The 14766-nt window shown below is 61.8% G+C and carries 18 protein-coding genes and 1 pseudogene; 12 read left to right on the top strand and 7 right to left on the bottom strand.

Going from position 1 to position 14766, the window contains the following annotated elements:
* Positions 1-28 precede the first annotated feature (28 nt).
* A complete protein-coding gene (locus QMK50_RS15820; RefSeq protein WP_095167277.1) occupies positions 29-649 on the top strand; it encodes a TetR/AcrR family transcriptional regulator in 621 nt (206 codons plus the stop codon).
* A gap of 76 nt (positions 650-725) precedes the next feature.
* Here QMK50_RS15820 and QMK50_RS15815 read toward each other — a convergent pair whose 3' ends face one another.
* From QMK50_RS15815 to QMK50_RS15805, 3 genes are all read right to left on the bottom strand, one after another.
* Positions 726-1577 (bottom strand): phasin family protein, encoded by an 852-nt coding sequence (locus QMK50_RS15815; protein ID WP_320333458.1) that lies wholly within the window; start codon positions 1575-1577, stop codon positions 726-728.
* A gap of 10 nt (positions 1578-1587) precedes the next feature.
* On the bottom strand, positions 1588-2010 hold the full coding sequence (locus tag QMK50_RS15810; RefSeq protein WP_095167281.1) for a phasin family protein: 423 nt from the start codon (positions 2008-2010) through the stop codon (positions 1588-1590).
* A 903-nt stretch (positions 2011-2913) separates the two neighbouring features.
* Entirely contained in the window at positions 2914-3189 is a 276-nt protein-coding gene (locus QMK50_RS15805; protein WP_095167283.1) for a polyhydroxyalkanoic acid system family protein, read from the bottom strand.
* 155 nt (positions 3190-3344) lie between these two features.
* Here QMK50_RS15805 and ubiE point away from each other — a divergent pair, with 155 nt between their 5' ends.
* The 11 genes and pseudogenes from ubiE (at position 3345) to QMK50_RS27385 (ending at position 11378) form a co-directional block, all read left to right on the top strand.
* Positions 3345-4115 (top strand): bifunctional demethylmenaquinone methyltransferase/2-methoxy-6-polyprenyl-1,4-benzoquinol methylase UbiE, encoded by a 771-nt coding sequence (gene ubiE, locus QMK50_RS15800; RefSeq protein WP_095167285.1) that lies wholly within the window; start codon positions 3345-3347, stop codon positions 4113-4115.
* On the top strand, positions 4115-4738 hold the full coding sequence (locus QMK50_RS15795; RefSeq protein WP_095167287.1) for an SCP2 domain-containing protein: 624 nt from the start codon (positions 4115-4117) through the stop codon (positions 4736-4738). The genes ubiE and QMK50_RS15795 overlap by 1 nt, the downstream gene beginning before the upstream one ends.
* Positions 4735-6339, top strand: a complete 1605-nt coding sequence (gene ubiB / locus QMK50_RS15790) for a ubiquinone biosynthesis regulatory protein kinase UbiB (RefSeq protein ID WP_095167289.1) — start codon at positions 4735-4737, stop codon at positions 6337-6339. Before QMK50_RS15795 ends, ubiB begins: the two co-directional genes overlap by 4 nt.
* Positions 6340-6420: 81 nt before the next feature.
* Positions 6421-6822: a phosphoribosyl-AMP cyclohydrolase gene (hisI, locus tag QMK50_RS15785; protein ID WP_095167291.1), complete on the top strand. Its 402-nt coding sequence runs from the start codon at positions 6421-6423 to the stop codon at positions 6820-6822.
* Complete coding sequence (locus tag QMK50_RS15780; protein ID WP_166592170.1) at positions 6815-7147, top strand: phosphoribosyl-ATP diphosphatase; 333 nt, start codon at positions 6815-6817, stop codon at positions 7145-7147. Before hisI ends, QMK50_RS15780 begins: the two co-directional genes overlap by 8 nt.
* A gap of 25 nt (positions 7148-7172) precedes the next feature.
* The gene (locus QMK50_RS15775) at positions 7173-7451 is read left to right on the top strand and encodes a twin-arginine translocase TatA/TatE family subunit (protein WP_095167295.1); all 279 of its coding nucleotides are present in this window, start codon (positions 7173-7175) and stop codon (positions 7449-7451) included.
* 10 nt (positions 7452-7461) lie between these two features.
* Positions 7462-7881: a Sec-independent protein translocase protein TatB gene (tatB, locus tag QMK50_RS15770; RefSeq protein WP_320333457.1), complete on the top strand. Its 420-nt coding sequence runs from the start codon at positions 7462-7464 to the stop codon at positions 7879-7881.
* The gene (tatC, locus tag QMK50_RS15765) at positions 7878-8672 is read left to right on the top strand and encodes a twin-arginine translocase subunit TatC (RefSeq protein ID WP_095167298.1); all 795 of its coding nucleotides are present in this window, start codon (positions 7878-7880) and stop codon (positions 8670-8672) included. Before tatB ends, tatC begins: the two co-directional genes overlap by 4 nt.
* Positions 8669-9376, top strand: coding sequence for a 16S rRNA (uracil(1498)-N(3))-methyltransferase (locus QMK50_RS15760; RefSeq protein WP_320333456.1), 708 nt, complete (start codon positions 8669-8671; stop codon positions 9374-9376). The genes tatC and QMK50_RS15760 overlap by 4 nt, the downstream gene beginning before the upstream one ends.
* Before the next feature lie 85 nt (positions 9377-9461).
* Positions 9462-10520: pseudogene (locus QMK50_RS27390) on the top strand (methyl-accepting chemotaxis protein); the annotation flags it as partial.
* Entirely contained in the window at positions 10515-11378 is an 864-nt protein-coding gene (locus tag QMK50_RS27385) for a methyl-accepting chemotaxis protein (RefSeq protein ID WP_413787322.1), read from the top strand. The pseudogene QMK50_RS27390 and the gene QMK50_RS27385, both read left to right, overlap by 6 nt.
* Positions 11379-11415: 37 nt before the next feature.
* On the opposite strand, the gene QMK50_RS15750 is transcribed toward QMK50_RS27385, so the two are convergent.
* The 4 genes from QMK50_RS15750 to QMK50_RS15735 form a co-directional block, all read right to left on the bottom strand.
* Positions 11416-11886 carry an HIT family protein gene (locus QMK50_RS15750; RefSeq protein WP_320333454.1) on the bottom strand — a complete coding sequence of 157 codons (471 nt, stop codon included), beginning with the start codon at positions 11884-11886 and terminating at the stop codon, positions 11416-11418.
* 66 nt (positions 11887-11952) lie between these two features.
* A complete protein-coding gene (locus tag QMK50_RS15745) occupies positions 11953-12687 on the bottom strand; it encodes an amino acid ABC transporter ATP-binding protein (protein ID WP_095167305.1) in 735 nt (244 codons plus the stop codon).
* Complete coding sequence (locus QMK50_RS15740; protein WP_095167307.1) at positions 12680-13639, bottom strand: amino acid ABC transporter permease; 960 nt, start codon at positions 13637-13639, stop codon at positions 12680-12682. The genes QMK50_RS15745 and QMK50_RS15740 overlap by 8 nt, the downstream gene beginning before the upstream one ends.
* A gap of 155 nt (positions 13640-13794) precedes the next feature.
* Complete coding sequence (locus QMK50_RS15735; RefSeq protein ID WP_095167516.1) at positions 13795-14592, bottom strand: transporter substrate-binding domain-containing protein; 798 nt, start codon at positions 14590-14592, stop codon at positions 13795-13797.
* Positions 14593-14766: the final 174 nt, after the last annotated feature.

The following is a 14766-nucleotide window of genomic DNA, read 5'->3' as shown; positions in this document are numbered from 1 at the left end:
CTCAAGGCTCGACAACTAAGAAGACTGGATGAAAACCCGCGACCGGATTCTCGAATGTGCCCTGTTGTTGTTCAACCAGAAGGGCGAACCCAACGTCTCGACCATGGAAGTTGCCAACGAAATGGGGATCAGCCCCGGCAACCTCTACTACCACTTCCACGGTAAGGAGCCGTTGATCCTGGGGCTGTTCGAACGTTTCCAGAGTGAACTGACGCCGCTGCTCGATCCGCCGTCGGACGCCCGGCTGGCGCCGGAAGACTACTGGCTGTTCCTGCATCTGATCATCGAGCGCCTGGCGCACTACCGCTTCCTGTTCCAGGACCTGTCGAACCTGGCCGGACGCCTGCCGAAACTGGCCAAGGGCATCCGTAACCTGCTCAATGCCATCAAGCGCACCCTGGCCTCGCTGCTCGCCCGGCTCAAGGCCGAAGGCCAACTGGTCAGCGACACCCAGGCCCTGGGCCAACTGGTCGAACAGATCACCATGACCCTATTGTTCTCCCTGGACTACCAGCGAATTCTCGACCGTGAAGGTGAAGTGCGGGTGGTGGTCTACCAGATCATGATGCTGGTCGCCCCCCACCTGCTGCCGCCGGCCAAGCTCGCCACCGAGCGCCTGGCGCTGCAATACCTCGAAGGCCAGGCGTAAGGGCTGGATGCCGATTCGCGCACAACAAAAACGCCCGACCTTCGCAGGCCGGGCGTTTTTATCTGTCCCGGGAATATCAGGACTGACTGGTTGGCGCCGAAGGTGCTGGCGTAGCAGTCGGGGTCGCAGCAGGTGCTGGCGCGGCGGCGGAGTTCGCCGGGCTGACCGCAGCAGCCGCAGTGGCCGGCTTGGCAGCGACCGCTGGGGCTTTCGGCGCGGCAGCTTTGGGAGCTGCAGGCTTCTTGGCTGCCGGCTTTTTCGCGGCTGCGGGTTTGGCGGCAGGTTTCGCTGCTGCAGCTTTCACCGCAGGTTTGGCGGCGGGCTTGGCAGCGGCTTTGGCGGCAACCGGTTTTGCGGCGGGCTTGGCCGCGGCAGGCTTGGCAGCTGCGGTTTTCGCGGCCGGCTTGGCGGCTGGCTTGGCAGCCGGTTTAGCTGCAGCCTTGGCCAGTGGCTTGGCGGCAGTCTTGGCGGCTGCCGGTTTGGCCGCTGCGGTTTTGGCCGCTACGGGGGCAACCTTGGCGCCGGTGAGTTTTTCGATTTGCTTGGTCAGGGTGTCGACCTTGCTGTGCAGGGCTTTCACTTCGTTGCGGCTCGGCACGCCGAGGCGCGAAATGGCACTGTTCAGGCGCTTGTCGAAAGCCCCTTCCAGTTCGTCCCATTTGCCCAGCGCGCGATCCTTGACCCCACTGATGCGCGACTTGGCCGAAGAAGCGGAGTCCTTGGCGGCGTCGACTTTTTTACCGACAGCGCTCTTGGTGAGCTTCTCGGCTTTCTCGCCATCCTTGACCAGTGTATCGAAGAGCTTGCTACCGTCAGTGTCGATCTTCGAGTACACGCCTAAACCAGCAAGCCAGATTTTGCGGGAGTAGTCTTCGACCTTCCCGATCCACGAGCTGCCTTCTTTTTCAGTATTCTTTTTACCAGCCATCCCGTTCTCCTTAATGTTTACGCGCGACACGTTCGAGCAATGCCGTTAGCTCATCGAGCTTAGCAGAGAGTGTCTCAACGTCATGTTTAGACGCAATGCCGACACGATTCAAGGCACTGGCGACACGCGTATCAAAAGCCTTCTCGACTTTATCAAGCTGCACTTCAACGCGGTCCTTGAGACTGACTACATCACCCTTGACGTTATCAATCTGAGTGTTGGCCGCTTCAAGTTGTTCCGTAACAACTTTTTTGCCTTTCTTTTCAACAGATTGACCAGCCTTGATCAATTCTTGAACGTATTCGCTGCCCTCTTGACCGACCTTGGCGTAGGCACCCAGGCCTGCCAGCCAGATCTTGCGGGCATAGGATTTCACTTCGTTCACCGGGGCAGGTTGAACGTCAGTTTTTTTCTTCAAAGTAACTTTGGCCATGGTGCACCTCACGCGCAGAAGGTTTGAGGAACTGCCCGCAAAAGAGTCGGGCTCAGGCACAAGGTAGGTAGAAAAATTAGAAACGGCACCCTAAGAACCGACACAAACCGCTGGATACACCACAAACCTATGTAGGAGCGAGCTTGCTCGCGATGACGGCGGGTCAGGCACTATCGATGTTGAATGGACCGGCCTCATCGCGGGCAAGCCCGCTCCCACAGTGCGCTTTGGGTGCTCGCTGATTTTGCATACACCCACAACCTTTGTGGGAGCGGGCTTGCCCGCGATGGCGGCGTGTCAGGCACTATCGATGTTGAATGGACCGGCCTCATCGCGGGCAAGCCCGCTCCCACAGTGCGCTTTGGGTGCTCGCTGATTTTGCATACACCCACAATCTTTGTGGGAGCGGGCTTGCCCGCGATGACGGTGGGTCAGGCACTATCGATGTTGAATGGACCGGCCTCATCGCGGGCAAGCCCGCTCCCACAGTGCGCTTTGGGTGCTCGCTGATTTTGCATACACCCACAACCTTTGTGGGAGCGGGCTTGCCCGCGATGGCGGTGGGTCAGGCACTATCGATGTTGAATGGACCGGCCTCATCGCGGGCAAGCCCGCTCCCACAGTGCGCTTTGGGTGCTCGCTGATTTTGCATACACCCACAATCTTTGTGGGAGCGGGCTTGCCCGCGATGGCGGCGTGTCAGGCACTATCGATGTTGAATGGACCGGCCTCATCGCGGGCAAGCCCGCTCCCACAGTGCGCTTTGGGTGCTCGCTGATTTTGCATACACCCACAGTGCGCCTTGGGTGCTCGCTGATTTTGCATACACCCACAATCTTTGTGGGAGCGGGCTTGCCCGCGATGGCGGCGGGTCAGGCCGCATCGATGCTGGATACTTCACAATCAGACCAGGGCTTTATCCAGGGCTTTTTCGATTTCCGCCTTGATGGTCCCGCTCATCGCCGACATCAGCAGGCCGAGCTCGACATCGACCCGGATCGAATCCTCACCCACATGCACTGCGCCCTTGACCCCCGAGCGCTTGAGATTGAGGGTATCGCCCGCCCATTTGGGCTCCAGGCCATACTGTGCAGCCAGCTTCTCGGCCAGTTTATCGGCCTTCTCGCGCGCCGCTTCCTTGCCCAGGCCGTGGGCACGTTCAACACTAATACGGGCCATTGATTGACTCCTGATTGATCGGGACTTGCTCAAGACATCTTGACCCCGACTGCGTCAAAAGGTCCCGGCGGTTGCCTATCTTACATTCAGCCTTGCCAAGACAAAGCAGGCCCTGGGGATTAGAATGTCGCGCATTCTCTTTTGGTGACGGCGATATGACTGATCAGCGCAAAGGCAGCGATGCCGAACCCACCACACACTTCGGCTTCAAAAACGTTCCGCAAAGCCAGAAAGCGGAAAAAGTCGCTGAGGTGTTCCACTCGGTAGCGGCCAAGTACGACCTGATGAACGACGTGCTGTCCGGCGGCATGCACCGCCTGTGGAAGCGCTTCACCATTGAGCTGTCGGGTGTGCGCGCAGGCAATCGGGTCCTGGACATCGCCGGCGGTACCGGTGACCTGGCTGCCAAGTTCTCCCATCTGGTCGGCCCGACCGGCCAGGTAGTGCTGGCCGACATCAACGAATCCATGCTCAAGGTCGGTCGTGACCGCCTGTTGGACAAAGGTGTGGCCGGCAACATCGAGTTCGTCCAGGCCGACGCGGAAAAGCTGCCGTTCCCGGACAACCACTTCGATTGCGTGACCATCGCCTTCGGCCTGCGCAACGTCACCCACAAGGAAGACGCCCTGCGCTCGATGCTGCGTGTACTCAAGCCTGGCGGCCGCCTGCTGGTGCTGGAGTTCTCCAAGCCGACCAACGCCCTGATGTCCAAGGTCTACGACGCCTACTCGTTCGCCTTCATGCCGATGGTCGGCAAACTGATCCTCAATGATCCGGAAAGCTATCGCTACCTGGCCGAGTCGATCCGCATGCACCCGAACCAGGAAACCCTGAAGTCGATGATGGTCGAGGCCGGTTTCGACCGCGTGACCTACCACAACATGACCTCAGGCATCGTTGCCCTGCACCGCGGCATCAAGCCCTGATGTTGCTCGCCGGCCTGCTCGCCAGCGTCGAACTCGGCCTGAACCGGGTCCTGCGGCTCGACAGCACGGCGCTGCCGCGCCTGGCCCATTTGAACGGCAAGGTCATTGCCGTCGAGTGCCGCAGCCCGGCGTTGCAGCTGTTCATCCTGCCCAGCGATGAGGGCCTGATGCTGGCGGCCCACTGGGCAGCCGAAGCCGATTGCACCCTGCGCGCACCGGCGGCCAGCTTGCTCAAGCTGGCCATCAGCAAGGACAAGACCGCAGTGCTGCACAGCCCGCAAGTCGAGCTGGACGGTGACAGCGGCGTGCTGCTGGAGCTGGCTGGCGTGCTGCAGGACCTGGAGCTGGACTGGGAGTACGAACTCGCACGCTGGCTGGGCCCAGTCGCCACGCAACTGCTCGGCGGCCACCTGCGCAGCCGCGCGCGCTGGTACCAACAAGGTTTCACCAGCCTGAACCAGAACCTGGCCGAATACCTCGCCGAAGAGTCGCGTACCCTGGTCGGGCAACGCGAAGCCGAAGCGCGGTTCAGTGAGCTGGACCAGATCAAACTCGATCTGGAACGTCTTGAGGCGCGCTTGGAGCGTCTTTCCCGATCCCTCGACTCAAGCGATAACGCATGAAGCTGCTCGCCGTCCGCCGTCTGTTGCGCATCCAGCGCGTCGTGATCCGCTACCGCCTCGATGACCTGCTGTTCGCCCTGCCATTGCCCTGGTTCCTCCTGGCACTGCGTTATGCCCTGCCGTGGCGCTGGTTCCCGCGCAAGACCCTGGAACTGAGCCGGGGCGCGCGCCTGCGTTTGGCCCTGCAGGACCTGGGGCCGATCTTCATCAAGTTCGGGCAGATCCTCTCCACTCGCCGCGACCTGCTGCCCGAAGATATCGCCGATGAGCTGATGCTGCTGCAGGACCGAGTACCACCCTTCGACTCGCAACTGGCCGTCAAGCTGATCGAAGAGCAACTGGGGAAAAAGATCAGCGAGGTGTTCAGCCGCTTCGACATCGAGCCCCTGGCCTCGGCCTCGGTAGCCCAGGTGCATGCCGCGCAGCTGAAAAGCGGCGAAGAGGTGGTGGTCAAGGTCATTCGCCCAGGCCTCAAACCGATCATCGCGCAAGACCTGGCGTGGCTGTTCATCCTCGCCCGCACCGCGGAAAAACTCTCCGCCGATGCGCGCCTGCTGCACCCGGTGGACGTGGTCCAGGACTACGAAAAAACCATCTACGACGAACTCGACCTGCTGCGCGAAGCGGCCAACGCCAGCCAACTCAAGCGTAACTTCGACGGCTCGCCCCTGCTGTACGTGCCCCAGGTCTACTGGGACTGGTGCCGGCCAAAAGTACTGGTGATGGAGCGCATCTACGGGGTCCAGGTCACCGACCTGGCAACCCTGGCCGACCAGCGCACCGACATGAAGATGCTCGCCGAACGCGGCGTGGAGATCTTCTTCACCCAGGTGTTTCGTGACAGCTTCTTCCATGCCGACATGCACCCGGGCAACATCTTCGTCAGCACGGTCAACCCGTGGAGCCCGCAGTACATTGCCATCGATTGCGGCATTGTCGGCAGCCTGACCCCGGAAGACCAGGACTACCTGGCGCGCAACCTGTTCGCCTTCTTCAAGCGCGATTACCGGCGTGTCGCCCAATTGCACATCGACTCGGGCTGGGTACCGGCGGAAACCAAACTCAACGAATTCGAAGCGGCGATCCGCACGGTATGCGAACCGATCTTCGAAAAACCGTTAAAAGATATTTCCTTTGGCCAGGTGCTGATGCGCCTGTTCCAGACGGCTCGGCGCTTCAATATGGAAGTCCAGCCGCAGTTAGTCCTGCTGCAAAAGACCCTGCTCAACATCGAAGGCCTGGGCCGCCAGCTGTACCCGGACCTGGACCTGTGGAACACCGCCCAGCCGTTCCTCGAACGCTGGATGCGTGAACGCGTCAGCCCGAAAACCCTGCTGGGCAACCTGCACAACCAGGTCGAGCAACTGCCGCACCTGGCCAACATGACCCGCGATCTGCTCGAACGTATGACCCAACCCCACGCCGCCAACCCGCCCGTGGCCTGGCATCGGCGCTCGGACGACTGGTTCCTGCGCCTGCTCGGTGCCGCCCACCTGGCCGGCGGTGCGATCCTGCTGGCCGGTGGTCCGCTGAACGAACTGGGCCACTGGCCGGGCGCAATTATGCTCGCGGTGGGTTTGTATCTGGTCGTTCGCCGATAGCCAGCCGGGTTGTCGGCTGGCACACTGTTTCAAATCGCCCAGGCCCAGCGAAGATGCTGGGCCCGGCTGTCGGAGTCGAAGATGAAAAACTGGCTGGACGAGATCAAATGGGACAGTGACGGCCTGGTGCCGGCGATCGCCCAGGACCACAAGACCGGGCGCGTGCTGATGATGGCCTGGATGAACCGCGAAGCACTGGAGCTCAGCGCTGCCGAGAACCGCGCCATCTACTGGTCACGCTCGCGTGGCAAGCTGTGGCGCAAGGGCGAAGAGTCCGGCCACGTGCAGACCCTGCATGAGATGCGCCTGGACTGCGACGCCGACGTGATCATCCTGATGGTCGAGCAGATCGGCGACATCGCCTGTCATACCGGGCGCCAAAGCTGCTTCTACCGCGTATTCGAGAACGGCGACTGGAAAACCGTCGACCCGGTGCTCAAGGACCCGCACGCCATTTACTCTGCAGGACACAGCCATGAGTGACACCCTGACCCGCCTGGCCCAGGTGCTGGAAGAGCGTAAAGGCGCCGCCGCCGACAGTTCCTATGTCGCCAGCCTTTACCACAAGGGCCTGAACAAGATTCTGGAGAAAGTCGGCGAAGAGTCGGTCGAGACCATCATTGCCGCCAAAGACGCCGCCGTCAGCGGAGATTGCAGCGATGTCATCTACGAAACCGCTGACCTGTGGTTCCATAGCATGGTCATGCTGGCCCAGTTAGGGCAGCATCCGCAGGCGGTACTCGACGAACTGGACCGCCGCTTCGGCCTGTCCGGGCACGACGAGAAAGCCTCGCGTCCATCCAACTGAATAACGATTAGAGAGGAGCAGCAAGATGGGCATTTTTGACTGGAAACACTGGGTCGTCATTCTGGTGGTGGTAGTGCTGGTATTCGGCACCAAGAAACTGAAAAACCTCGGCACCGACGTCGGCGAATCGATCAAGGGCTTTCGCAAGGCCATGAACGATGACGAAAAACCCGCCGAACCGGTGGTGCCACCGACCGCACAGCCAGCACCGCCCGTGCAGCCACAGGCTTCGACCCTGAACGAGCCGCACACCATTGACGTGCAGGCCCAGAAAGTCGAAGAGCCGACCCGCAAAGACTCGTGAGCACAGACTAATGTTTGGTATCAGCTTCTCTGAACTGCTGCTTGTCGGCCTCGTTGCCCTGCTGGTGCTGGGCCCCGAGCGCCTGCCGGGCGCTGCGCGCACCGCCGGCCTGTGGGTCGGGCGCCTGAAGCGCAGCTTCAACGCGATCAAACAGGAAGTTGAGCGTGAAATCGGTGCCGACGAAATCCGTCGGCAATTGCACAACGAGCACATTCTGTCGCTGGAGCAGGAGGCGCGCAAAATCCTCAATCCGCTCCAGCAGCAGCCGACGCCAACTGAAACGCCGATCTCCCCAGCCACGCCTGCCCCAGCGGTGAGCTCCGCGGCAGTCGAGCCAGCAGCGGCCACCGTCAGCGCACCTGTCACCGAGCCGGCGGCCACCGCTGCGCCTGCTCCCCACGACCCAACACCGGCGCCGCGAGCCCCATGAGCGATATTCCAGAGAACGACCAACACATGCCGCTGGTCTCGCACCTCACCGAGTTGCGTACCCGCCTGCTGCGCTGTGTCGCGGCGATCTTCCTGATCTTCGCCGGGCTGTTTGCCTTCACCCAGCAGATCTACACCTTCGTCTCGACACCGCTGCGGGCGTACTTGCCGGCGGGTGCGACGATGATCGCCACCGACGTCTCGTCGCCCTTCCTGACGCCATTGAAGCTGACCATGATGGTCTCGCTGTTCCTGGCGATCCCGGTGATCCTGCATCAGATCTGGGGCTTCATCGCACCGGGCCTGTATAAGCACGAGAAGCGCATTGCCGTGCCGTTGCTGGTGTCGAGCATCGTGCTGTTCTATGCCGGCATGGCGTTCGCCTACTTCCTGGTGTTCCCGCTGATCTTCAAGTTCTTCGCCGCTGCCACCCCGGCCGGCGTGGAGATGATGACCGACATCACCAGTTACCTGGATTTCGTCATGACGCTGTTCTTCGCCTTTGGCGTGGCGTTCGAGATCCCGGTGGCCGTGGTCCTGCTGGTATGGATCGGCGTGGTCGACGTCAAGTACCTGCGCAAGATCCGCCCGTACGTGATCATCGGTTGCTTCGTGGTGGGCATGATCCTCACCCCGCCGGACATCTTCTCCCAGACCCTGCTGGCCGTGCCGATGTGGATGCTGTTCGAGATCGGCATCCTGTTCGGCAGCCTGATCAGCAAACGTGGCGAGCATCCGGACGACCAGCCGGCTGACGATCACAACGACCAGCCGCCAGCGACCCAACCGTGAACCTGCTGCTCCTCGAAGAGGCCGATTTCATTGCGCCCGACCGGGTCGTGCTGCGCGATCGGCGCTTGACCCACATGCAGGAAGTGCACCGCTGCGAAGTCGGTGACAGCATGCGCGTCGGACGCATCGGCGGGCTGATGGGTGCGGCCCAAGTGCTGCGCCTGGAACCCGGCGAAGCCGAGTTGCGGGTCAGCCTTGACCAGCCACCGCCGGCCAAGCTGCCCCTGACCCTGGTCCTCGCCCTGCCTCGGCCGAAGATGCTGCGCCGGGTGTTCCAGACCGTGGCCACCATGGGCGTGCCCAAGGTGGTGCTGGTCAACAGCTACCGGGTCGAAAAGAGCTTCTGGCAGACCCCCTTCCTCGAGCCCGAGGCGATTCGCGAACAATTGATCCTCGGCCTGGAGCAGGCCCGCGACAGCGTGCTGCCGGAAATCGTCATCGAAAAACGCTTCAAGCCCTTCGTCGAAGACCGCCTGCCGGCCATTGTCGAGGGCACCCTCGGGCTGGTCGGCCACCCTGGCAACCACCCGTCCTGCCCTCGCGGGCTGACCGAGCCCGTAACCCTGGCCATCGGCCCGGAAGGCGGCTGGATCCCCTACGAAATCGACCTGCTGGGCAAGGCTGGACTGCAACCGGTACAGCTCGGCGAGCGCATCCTGCGAGTCGAAACCGCAGTCACCGCACTGCTCGCTCGCCTATTCTGATCCCCAGGATCGTAGGAGCACCTACAGATTCTCTTTAGTCGGCCGATAGACTCTCCATAATTCGAATCAATGGGGAGTCTGCAGCATGTACCGATGGTTAGCCGAGAACCTTGGCAATGTGAGCGTAAATCGCAAGCTGGGCATCGGCTTCGGCCTGGTCTTGCTGATGACCCTGCTGATCACCGTCAACGGCTGGTCGGGCATGAGCAGCATCATCAGCCGGGGCGACAAGCTCGGCTTCATCTCCAGCCTCGCCGCACTGACCAAAGACCTGCGCATTGCCCGCCTGGACTATGACATGCGTCACGGCGAGCAAGGACCGGCGGCGGTGAACGAGGTGTTGAACAACCTCGACCAGGGCCTCAAGAGCGCTCTGACGATGATCGAGCAGCCCGCCGACGCCGCCATACTCAATGAGCAACTGGAAGCCGTCAGCGAGTACCGGCACGCCTTCGCCGACATGACCCAGGCCACCACCCATCGTGAAGCCGCCAGAGCCAACCTGGGCGCGACCGCTGACGCTGCCGTGGCCCGCGTCAACGAAGTGGAGAAAGCCCTGCTGCAAGGCGATAACGTGGCGCAGTTCAACAGCGTCATCGACCTCAGCAAACTGCTCCAGCAGGCGCGCTTCCAGGTCCGCGGCTACACCTACAGCGGCAAGGCCGAGGCCGAACAGCCGGCCCTGGCCGCCATCGACGCAGCCCTCGACTACCTCAAGGCCCTGCCCGCGCAACTGCCCGAGCAGCACGTCGGCAACCTGCAACAGGCCAGCGACTCGCTGATCGGCTACCGCGCGGCGGTCAGCCAGTACCGCGATGCCCAGGTGGCCAGCGCCACCGCACTCAAGGACATGGCCCATCAAGGCGACGTCCTGCTGGAACTGAGCAAAAAACTCACGCTGTCGCAGACGGTCGTCCGCGACACCGACGCCGCCCACGCCAAGAACACCCTGTTGCTGAGCACGGTGCTGGCCCTGGTGTTCGGCCTGATCGCTGCCTGGGCCATCACCCGGCAGATCATCATCCCGCTGAACCAGGCCCTCAAGGCCGCCGAGCGGGTGGCCGCCGGCGACCTGACGCACAACCTGATCTCCCAGCGCCGCGACGAACTGGGCCAACTGCAGCGCGCGATCCAGAGCATGATCGTCGGCCTGCGCGAGCTGATTGGCGGGATCAGCGATGGCGTCACGCAAATCGCCAGCGCTGCCGAAGAGCTGTCGGCGGTGACCGAGCAGACCAGCGCCGGGGTCAACAGCCAGAAGGTCGAGACCGATCAGGTCGCCACCGCGATGAACGAAATGGCCGCCACCGTGCAGGAAGTCGCGCGTAACGCCGAAGAGGCCTCGGAGGCCGCCGTCGCGGCCGACCAGCAGGCCCGTGAAGGCGACAAAGTGGTCGGCGAAGCCATCGCCCAGATCGAGCGCCTGGCCACCGAGGTCGGCCACTCCACGGTCGCCATGGGCGATCTGAAGCGCGAGAGCGACAAGATCGGCAGCGTGCTGGACGTGATCAAGTCCGTGGCCCAGCAAACCAACCTGCTGGCCCTCAATGCCGCCATCGAGGCCGCGCGGGCCGGTGAGGCCGGCCGAGGTTTTGCCGTGGTCGCCGATGAAGTGCGCAGCCTGGCGCAACGCACCCAGAAGTCCACCGAAGAGATCGAGGAACTGATCGTTGGCCTGCAGAGCGGCACCCAGCAGGTCGCCACCATCCTGGACAACAGCCGCAGCCTGACCGACAGCAGCGTCGAGCTCACCCGCCGCGCGGGCGGTTCGCTGGACAACATCACCCGCACCGTCTCAGCGATCCAGGCAATGAACCAGCAGATCGCCGCCGCGGCCGAGCAACAAAGCGCCGTGGCCGAAGAGATCAACCGCAGCGTGCTGAATGTGCGTGATGTGTCCGAGCAGACCTCGGCCGCCAGTGAGGAGACCGCCGCCTCCAGCGTCGAGCTGGCGCGGTTGGGTACTCATCTGCAGATGCTGGTGGGTAAATTCAGGGTCTGATCGGTGGCACACGCGAGGCTGGCAACAGCCTCCCGGTTCAGGCCTGGAACCCGCCAACCTGGCGAATGCGCTGCGCCAGGGCCGCGAGGTCGTGGTTGAGCTCACCCTTGAAGTCATGGGACGAGATATAGCCTTCGTAGCGCTCGAAGAACTTGTCGACGTTGGAACTGATGGGTTTGAAGGCGCTGGAGTCGCCCGTCCCGTGCATGGGGAAGAGCTTGGCGTGCAAATGGTCGATGCCATAGCCTTCCAGCATCAAGCCCGTGCGGCCAACGTCCGGCAGCGCGCGGTCGATCAGCAGTGCGACTTTTTTCGCGGCGATCATCAACCCCGACAATACCTCGTCAGACTGGGCGAACGCGTAGCTGCCAACGTGCTGCCGGGGCACGACCACCGAGAAGCCCGGTGTATTGGGACGGCTGGAGAGGAATGCCACGTGGGCTTCGTCCTCCCAGATCAGGTGCATGGGTGCCTGGCCGGCGAGCATTTTGCAAAAGATACAGTCCATGTTGTTCAAGCCCGTCCGTGGAGTCCTTGATAAACGTTTCTGCCGACCAGTTATTTAGTCGCGCCCTTACAAGACCTGACGCAAGAACGCCTGCGCCCGCGGGTCCTTCGGTGCATCAAAGAACTCGGCTGGCGAGGCATCTTCCAGCAACTTGCCGTGATCGAAGAACAGCACCCGGTCCGCCACTTCGCGGGCAAAGCCCATTTCATGAGTGACGCAGACCATGGTCATGCCTTCTACCGCCAGGGTCTTCATCACATCCAGCACTTCGCCGACCATTTCCGGGTCGAGTGCCGAGGTCGGCTCGTCGAACAGCATGACCTTGGGCTCCATGGCCAGCGCCCGAGCGATTGCCACCCGCTGTTGTTGGCCGCCGGACAGGCGCGACGGGAACTCGTGGGCCTTCTGCGCAATGCCGACCTTCTCCAACAGCGCCATGGCCTTGGCTTCGCGCTCCTTCTTGGCGCGCTTGCGCACGACCTTCTGCGCCAGGCACAGGTTCTCCAGCACGGTCATGTGCGGGAACAGGTTGAAGTGCTGGAACACCATGCCGACTTCACGCCGGTAGGCATTCACGTCGGTTTTCGGGTCGGCCAGTTGCAGGCCGTCGATGCTCACCGAGCCGGAATCGAACTCTTCCAGGCCATTGAGGCAGCGCAAGAAAGTCGATTTACCGGAACCGGACGGACCGATGACCACCAGCACCTCGCCCTTGGCCACCTGGGTGGTGACGTTGTCCACCGCGCGAACCACCTGGCCACGGGTGTCGAAGACTTTTATCAGATCGCGGACTTCAATCACTTTGCGCGAGCCTCCGCTCAAGCCGGCTGGCCATTTTCGACAGCGGCAGGTTGATCAACAGGTACAGCCCGGCCACGCAGAACAGGATTTCGAACGGCGAGAACGAGGTGGTGATGACTTCACGGCCACTCTTGAGCAGCTCGGTGATGGCGATGACCGACACCAGCGAGGTGTCCTTGACCAGGCTGATGAATTGCCCGGCCAGTGGCGGCAGCACCCGCTTGAATGCTTGCGGCAGCACCACATGGCGCATCGACTGGCTGGCATTCAGGCCCAGGGAGCGCGCGGCTTCGTTCTGCCCACGGGCAATCGACTGCACGCCCGATCGAATGATCTCGGCCACGTAGGCCCCGGTGAACAGCGACAGCGCGGCAATCCCGGCGAACTCGCGGGACAGGTTGAGCACCGTGCCGATGAAGAAGTAGAAAATGAAGATCTGCACCAGCAGCGGCGTACCGCGCACCAGCTCGATGTAGACGATCGACAGATCGCGCAGGGTCGGGTTGTTCGACAGCCGGCACAGGCCGGTTGCGAGGCCGATCAACAGCCCAAGCACACCCGAGACCAGCGACAGCCACAAGGTTGTCCACAAGCCCCACAGCAGCGGTCCTGCGGCCCAATGCCGGGTGACACCGATCACATCGCCTTCGGCCACATCGTCGCCACGGGCCACTTGCAGGCTGTTGTCGTCGACCGTCAGCACTTGCTCGGTGCCGGCGTCGTTGCGCAGGGTCACCTCAGCTTTGTCACCTTTGCGCACCAGTTCACTGACGGTGGAGATGTCGGCGGCACGCTGGGTGTCTTCGGCGTGATAGGCGAAGTACTGCGGCACGCGGTTCCAGCGCCATTCGTAGGACATCAGCGAGGTGGCGTAGTACAACGCGCCGGCCATGCCGACCAGCACCAGCACGGTCAGGACGTGCCAGGGCCATTGGGCTTTTTTATGTTTCATTGCGGGTTCCGGGATGTTTGTTGCCTGTCAGGCCGTCATCGCGGGCAAGCCCGCTCCTACAATGGTCCAGGTGAGCAGCATTTTTGTGTCCAACGCTGAACCTGTGGGAGCTGGCTTGCCAGCGATTGAGGCGACTCGGTCTATCTGACCAAGCCTTATTCCATGTCTTTCTGCCAAGCGGTGTCTTTGAACCACTTGTCATGAATACGATCGTAGGTGCCGTCTTCGTGGATCTGGTGCAGGAAGTTGTTGATGAAGTTCAGGCTGTCGTAGTCGCCCTTCTTCAGGCCGAAAGCCAGTGGCTCGTAGGTGAACGGCTTGTCGAGGAACACCAGCTTGCCGTTGCCGACCTTGTTCACTGCCACCACGTTGTACGGTGCGTCGTAGACAAAGGCGTCAGCCTTGCCGTTGACCACGTCGAGCACACCTTCCTGTTCGTTGTCGTAGCCGTGGTACTTGGCTTTGGACATCAGCTTCCTGGCGACCATTTCGCCCGTGGTGCCGAGCTTGGAGGTGATGCGGTAGTCGGCGCTGTTCAGGTCTTTATAGGACTTGATGGTGCCTTCCAGCTCCTTGCGGATCAGCAGCGTCTGGCCGACCACGATGAAGGGTTCGCTGAAGTTCAGGCGCAGGTTGCGTTCCTGGGTCAGGGTCATGCCGCTGCCGATCATGTCGAACTTATCGGTCAGCAAGGCCGGGATGATGCCATCGTAACCGGTGGATACCAGTTCCAGCTTGACGCCCATGGCCTTGGTCATGGCTTTGAGCAGATCGACTTCGAAGCCAATGATTTCGCCGCGCTTGTTGGTCATTTCAAACGGCATGTAGGTCGGATCCATGCCGACTTTCAACGTGCCACGCTTGACTGCATCGTCGATGGCGCCGGCCTGCGCCGCGTTGACCGCTACCAGTGCCGAGACGCCGAGCATCAGCATCGAGAGATACTTCTTCATCATCAAAGTCCCCAATCTTTTTGTAGTAAGGCGCGCAATCGAACGCTTTTTTGTGGAAAACGGCCGATACGGACACAAAGGTTGTCCGGGCACACCAAAGAAGGGAGCGATGCTAACGCACTCGGCCGTTTGCACAAGTGGTTACGAAGTTTCAGGCAAAAAAAAGCCCCGCGG

Origin of the sequence: Pseudomonas sp. P5_152, from assembly GCF_033989915.1 — a bacterium.
In the GTDB taxonomy this organism is placed as follows: Bacteria; Pseudomonadota; Gammaproteobacteria; order Pseudomonadales; family Pseudomonadaceae; genus Aquipseudomonas.
This window is presented reverse-complemented; position numbering and strand designations above follow the sequence as displayed.

Bases quoted from the DNA above. Each gene is read 5' to 3' on its own strand.
- QMK50_RS15820 (WP_095167277.1), top strand. From the start codon at position 29: ATGAAAACCCGCGACCGGATTCTCGAATGTGCCCTGTTGTTGTTCAAC.
- QMK50_RS15815 (WP_320333458.1), bottom strand. From the start codon at position 1,577: ATGGCTGGTAAAAAGAATACTGAAAAAGAAGGCAGCTCGTGGATCGGG.
- QMK50_RS15810 (WP_095167281.1), bottom strand. From the start codon at position 2,010: ATGGCCAAAGTTACTTTGAAGAAAAAAACTGACGTTCAACCTGCCCCG.
- QMK50_RS15805 (WP_095167283.1), bottom strand. From the start codon at position 3,189: ATGGCCCGTATTAGTGTTGAACGTGCCCACGGCCTGGGCAAGGAAGCG.
- ubiE (WP_095167285.1), top strand. From the start codon at position 3,345: ATGACTGATCAGCGCAAAGGCAGCGATGCCGAACCCACCACACACTTC.
- QMK50_RS15795 (WP_095167287.1), top strand. From the start codon at position 4,115: ATGTTGCTCGCCGGCCTGCTCGCCAGCGTCGAACTCGGCCTGAACCGG.
- ubiB (WP_095167289.1), top strand. From the start codon at position 4,735: ATGAAGCTGCTCGCCGTCCGCCGTCTGTTGCGCATCCAGCGCGTCGTG.
- hisI (WP_095167291.1), top strand. From the start codon at position 6,421: ATGAAAAACTGGCTGGACGAGATCAAATGGGACAGTGACGGCCTGGTG.
- QMK50_RS15780 (WP_166592170.1), top strand. From the start codon at position 6,815: ATGAGTGACACCCTGACCCGCCTGGCCCAGGTGCTGGAAGAGCGTAAA.
- QMK50_RS15775 (WP_095167295.1), top strand. From the start codon at position 7,173: ATGGGCATTTTTGACTGGAAACACTGGGTCGTCATTCTGGTGGTGGTA.
- tatB (WP_320333457.1), top strand. From the start codon at position 7,462: ATGTTTGGTATCAGCTTCTCTGAACTGCTGCTTGTCGGCCTCGTTGCC.
- tatC (WP_095167298.1), top strand. From the start codon at position 7,878: ATGAGCGATATTCCAGAGAACGACCAACACATGCCGCTGGTCTCGCAC.
- QMK50_RS27385 (WP_413787322.1), top strand. From the start codon at position 10,515: ATGATCGTCGGCCTGCGCGAGCTGATTGGCGGGATCAGCGATGGCGTC.
- QMK50_RS15750 (WP_320333454.1), bottom strand. From the start codon at position 11,886: ATGGACTGTATCTTTTGCAAAATGCTCGCCGGCCAGGCACCCATGCAC.
- QMK50_RS15740 (WP_095167307.1), bottom strand. From the start codon at position 13,639: ATGAAACATAAAAAAGCCCAATGGCCCTGGCACGTCCTGACCGTGCTG.
- QMK50_RS15735 (WP_095167516.1), bottom strand. From the start codon at position 14,592: ATGAAGAAGTATCTCTCGATGCTGATGCTCGGCGTCTCGGCACTGGTA.